Annotated in this window: 6 protein-coding genes and 1 pseudogene; all 7 read left to right on the top strand. The window is 66.0% G+C overall.

Features of this window, described 5'->3' with window-relative positions; genetic code table 11:
• Nucleotides 1-116 (top strand): annotated as a pseudogene (locus EA346_RS02480) (ABC transporter permease); the annotation flags it as partial.
• 3 nt (nt 117-119) lie between these two features.
• A complete protein-coding gene (locus EA346_RS02475; RefSeq protein ID WP_296755221.1) occupies nt 120-1,094 on the top strand; it encodes an ABC transporter ATP-binding protein in 975 nt (324 codons plus the stop codon).
• Complete coding sequence (locus EA346_RS02470; protein WP_296755219.1) at nt 1,091-2,101, top strand: ABC transporter ATP-binding protein; 1,011 nt, start codon at nt 1,091-1,093, stop codon at nt 2,099-2,101. Before EA346_RS02475 ends, EA346_RS02470 begins: the two co-directional genes overlap by 4 nt.
• 13 nt (nt 2,102-2,114) lie before the next feature.
• On the top strand, nt 2,115-2,300 hold the full coding sequence (locus EA346_RS02465) for a hypothetical protein (RefSeq protein ID WP_296755216.1): 186 nt from the start codon (nt 2,115-2,117) through the stop codon (nt 2,298-2,300).
• Between the two features lie 137 nt (nt 2,301-2,437).
• Complete coding sequence (locus EA346_RS02460; protein ID WP_296755215.1) at nt 2,438-3,745, top strand: NAD(P)-binding protein; 1,308 nt, start codon at nt 2,438-2,440, stop codon at nt 3,743-3,745.
• A gap of 23 nt (nt 3,746-3,768) precedes the next feature.
• Nucleotides 3,769-3,894, top strand: coding sequence for a hypothetical protein (locus tag EA346_RS02455; protein WP_296755213.1), 126 nt, complete (start codon nt 3,769-3,771; stop codon nt 3,892-3,894).
• 335 nt (nt 3,895-4,229) lie between these two features.
• Nucleotides 4,230-4,523 (top strand): hypothetical protein, encoded by a 294-nt coding sequence (locus EA346_RS02450; protein WP_296755211.1) that lies wholly within the window; start codon nt 4,230-4,232, stop codon nt 4,521-4,523.
• Nucleotides 4,524-4,797 lie beyond the last annotated feature (274 nt).

Raw genomic sequence — 4,797 nt, 5'->3', positions numbered from 1 at the left:
GTTTCTACTACTGGGTGCTGTCGCCGGCGGCACTGCTGATGCTCACCGGCCTCGGGTTCGCGATGCTGGGCTTCGCGCTCGACCGGGTCTTCAACCCCCGCCTGAGGACGATGTAGACGATGGCCGGCGAACCCCTGCTCCGCGTCGAAGACCTGAAACTGCATTACCGCAGCGGACGCGGCGTGGTCCGTGCGCTGGACGGGGTGAGCTTCGATGTCCGCCGCAACGAAGCGCTGGTGGTGCTCGGCGAGTCGGGCTGTGGCAAGAGCACGCTGGCGAAGGCATTGATGCGCCTGCTGCCGCGGAACATCGCGCACTTCTCCGGCCGTATGCTGGTGGACGGCGTGGAAACCATGGGCCACTCGGAGGAGCGGTTCCGGCGCGAGGTGCGCTGGGTCCGCATCTCGCTGGTGATGCAGGCGGCGATGAATGCGCTGAACCCCGTGGTACGGGTCGGCCAGCAGGTGGCGGAGCCGCTGCGTGTGCACCGCGGCTGGTCCAATCGACGGGCGCTGGACCGGGCGGCCGAGGTCTTCGCGCTGGTCGGCGTCTCCGCGGACTTCCTGCAGCGGTATCCCTTCGAGCTTTCCGGAGGAATGCGCCAGCGGGTGGTGCTGGCGATGGCCCTGGTCACCGAGCCGGACCTGGTGATCATGGACGAACCCACCTCCGCGCTCGACGTGCTCACCCAGGCCAGCATCATGAACGCCCTGAAACGCATCAAGCAGGAACTCGGAACCAGCTTCATCCTGATCACCCACGACGTCTCGACCTCCAGTGAGCTCGCGGAGAGGGTCGCGCTGATGTACGCCGGCCAGCTCGTGGAACTCGCCGATGCGAAGGACTTCTTCCGGGAACCTGCCCACCCCTACTCGAAGCTGCTGATGGCCAGCGTGCCCCGCCTGCACCAGGAAGAGAAGCCGGTCCACATACCGGGCCAGCCACCCAATCTCCTCGATCCACCCGAGGGCTGCCGGTTCGCCGAGCGCTGTCCGTCGCGGTTTGGTCGCTGCGACCGTGATCCGGAGACGTTCCGCATCGGCGAGCGGCGAACGGTGCGTTGCTGGCTCCACGCGGAGGGGACCAGGACATGAACGCATCCATCAGGGAAGTCCGCACGTCGGCGACCGGCCCGGTGCTCTCCGTCCGCGATCTGCACACCTGGTTCGAACTGCGCCAGTGGGGTTTCCTGCGCGTCGGCTCGGTGCGCGCGGTGGACGGCGTGAACTTCGACCTGAAGGCTGGCGAGGCGGTGGCCTTCGTCGGCGAGAGCGGCTGTGGCAAAAGCTCGCTCGCGCGCACGCTACTCGGCCTGCACCAGCCCACACGGGGCGAGGTGATCTTCGAAGGCCGCTCCCTCGGAACACTCAATGCCGCGGAGCGCAAGGCCTACCTCGCGCGGGTCGGCTACGTGCAGCAGGACCCATACGGCGCGCTGCCGCCGTTCATGGACGTACGGCGCATCCTGCACGAACCGCTGATCGTGCACGGCGTGCGCAGCCGCGCGGAGCGTGACAAACGCGCCCGAGCGGCGCTGGAAGAAGTCCGTCTGTCGCCGCCGGAGGATTTCCTGTCCAAGTTCCCCCACATGCTGAGCGGCGGGCAGCAGCAGCGGGTCGTGATCGCACGCGCCCTGATCCTGCGCCCGGCGATGATCATCGCGGACGAACCCGTCTCGATGCTCGACGCCTCGGTGCGCGTGGAGATCCTGCAGTTGTTGCGAAGCATCCAGACCGACCATGGCCTGACGCTGGCCTTCATCACCCACGACCTCTCCACCGTGCGGCACTTCGCGGAGCGCATCTTCGTGATGTACGCGGGCCGGATCGTCGAGCAGGCGGAGGTGAACGAACTGCTGAATCACCCCCAGCACCCCTACACCCAGGCGCTGCTCGCGGCGATCTCCGACCCGGACGCCGACAATGCGCACCAGCAGCGCGAGGTGCCCCCAGGCGAACCACCCAGCCTGCTGAAACCCCCGGCCGGCTGCCGCTTTCACCCGCGCTGCAACCGGATGATCGCCGGGACCTGCGACCGGGAGTATCCACCCGATCTCGAACCGCGTTCGGGACACGGCACAGCCTGCTGGCTGTATCGCTGAGGGTGCCACCGGGATGCGCCTTCTGCTCGGTGGTCTGGTCAGCATGCTCGCGGGCCTTGCATTGCTGCTGGCCCAGGTCAGCCGGGCGATCGAGCCAGGCCTGGCGTTATCCCTGATCGCCTACGCCGCCGCCTTCGGCGGCACCGTGGTCGCGATCGCCGGCCTGATCCAGCTCCTGTCTGTCAGGCGGATGGATTAGCACGAAAGCGTCCTGACGCCCATCCCGTAGGAGGGGAGCCTCTCGCCGATGGTTTCCAGCCCCAAACCTGATCGGCCAGAGGCTGGCCTCCTACAGCATGGAGAGCATGGACAAATGCAGCGACCCGGGAGGAGACGATGAGCTTGAGCGTTGCGGTGGTCGGAAGCGGAATGGCGGGTCTTGCCGCGGCGCATTTCTGCCGCGAGGGTGGCTGCGAGGTAACGGTGTTCGAGGAACACCCCGACTGGGGCATGGATGCGCACGCAGTGCCGGTGTACGGCGCACACGTGGACGTGCCCCTGCGGGTGATGAACGCGTCGGCCTGGAACAACGTTCTCTCGCTGGCCGCTGACGTCGGCGTCGGCACCTATGACATTCGCACCTTCATCTCCTGCAGCCGGTACGATCGCAGCACCTGGTTTCGAAGCGGCCGCTTCCCGCTGACCGATTGGCACTTCGTGGGATCGCTGCGCTACCTCGACCGGCGCGCCCTGCGCGTTGCGCGGACGCTGTACCGTCTGTCCCGCGGAGCGCAGAAACTCTCCAGGAATGACGGGGACATCTCCCTGCAGCGTTACCTGGCCGGCGAGGACTTCGACCCGGAGGTGTGGCGGGGACTGGTGCTGCCGATGCTCACGACAATCTGCACCTGCGACGAGAAGCACCTGCTCGACTGGCCGGCCGGTCAACTGCTCTCCCTGTTGCAGGATATTCTGAACGGGCCGGGGCTGGTCCGGCTTCAGGGCGGCACATCGGCCCTGGTCAACGCGCTGTCCCGCGATCTGCTGCACTTCAGCGGGAGTCCCGTGGTCGAGGTTGCGCAACGGGGCGAGGCGGTTTTGGCGAAAAATTCCCGTGGCGAGGGCGGCCTGTTCGACCGAGTGATCCTGGCAACCCAGGCCAACCAGCTCGACTTCCTCGACGACGAGCAATTCGGCAACGAGCGTGAGGTACTCTCCGGCATCCGCTTTGCGGACGGCGAACTGATCACGCACACCGACGAGCGCTTCATGCCGCGGGATCCGCGCGACTGGACCGCGTTGAACTTCCGGACCGACGCAGACATGGACAAGGTGATGTTCACCGTCTGGATCAATGCAGTCGAGGCCGGCATGACCACCGACGCCCCGGTCTTCCAGACGTGGAACCCGATCTTTCCGCCGGCGGAAGAAAAGGTCATCGATCGAACGCCTCTGCAGCGGGCCGTGGTTCATGCCGGAACCGAGGCGGTACTGCGGCAAATGGACCGCTGGCATCGCGCGCCCGGACGTCGCGTGTTCTATTGCGGCTCCTGGGCCTACGAGGGAGTGCCGCTGCTGGAGACCGCAGTTCAGGCCGCGAGGCGGGTCGCCACGCTGGCCATGGGACGCGACGGAGCGACATCCCCGCGTTCCCCTACTCCATCCTCTGGGGCGAACGGAGCCTGCGCTCGGTCGCGAACCTGACGCGCGCGGACGGGGACGCCTTCATGGCACTGGCGCCGAAAGTTCCGGTACGGACCACGACCACCGTCTACGCGCTGCAGGATGCCAATGCCGCGCTCGAAGATCTGCGTGCGGGGCGCCTGCAGGGCGCGGCGGTGCCCGTTCCCTGAACCGGTAGCGCGCGGTGGCGCCTCACGAGTCATCCTCGTCCAGGGCGCTCCTTACGGCGGTGTTCCGCAGCTATCGGGCTCGGTTTCAGAAGATCTTTCGCCTACCACTGGCGCGTTGTTGTCGATCCGGAGCCGAAGTGTTATCAATAACCCATGGATGAGCCCGGAGCGTTGTGATCAAAGTGCCTGATGATAGAGACACGCGGAATGAGCGGCGTTCGCCCGCGAACCCCAGGGGTGAGGCACGAACGCCTCACACAGACGCGTCCGACAGCCGCCGACCCAACAAGATCAAGCCACTGATACCGATTCTGATCTTCGGGGGCTTTGCGACCTTGATAGCAAGCCAGGAGGTCCCTGCTTTCGCCGACTGGCTGGAGCGGGTGTTCCAGCCGGCACAGTGGCAAACCAAGGCCAGTTGCCGCGATGCCGTGCTGGAAGACATACCAGCCGGCAGCTACGCGCGCCTGCAGGACGGTGGGTCGCTAAACCAGACGCCCGACGGTCCAAGTGTGATGGGCATTCGCTTCGCCATGCTGGGGCAGGATGGCGAAGAGCAGATCGTCACCTATGACTGCTACCTGGCCGCCGATGGACAACTCCACAGACTTACACTCCGAACGCGGTAGACGTCGCCCGCTCTTCCGCCCTACGCAGCTTTGATGATCGGGCTGGCCGCTCGTGCCATGACGTGAGGCCCTGAACGCATGTAGCAGCGTCTTCCGCCTTACGGTCTCGCTTTCATCGTCAGGGGTGACGCAGGGCCATGAAAGTTCCTGATTATCACGGAAGCTCCGCAGAGGGCCCCTTCGCCTGCAAGGCGCGCTCCCACGGGTCCTTGCCCCTGTAGGAGCCTGCCTTGCAGGCGAAGGTTTTGGCGGTTTCGCTGCGGTCAATGCGATG

Source organism: Thioalkalivibrio sp., from assembly GCF_007692535.1.
GTDB lineage: Bacteria > Pseudomonadota > Gammaproteobacteria > Ectothiorhodospirales > Ectothiorhodospiraceae > Thioalkalivibrio.
This window is presented reverse-complemented; position numbering and strand designations above follow the sequence as displayed.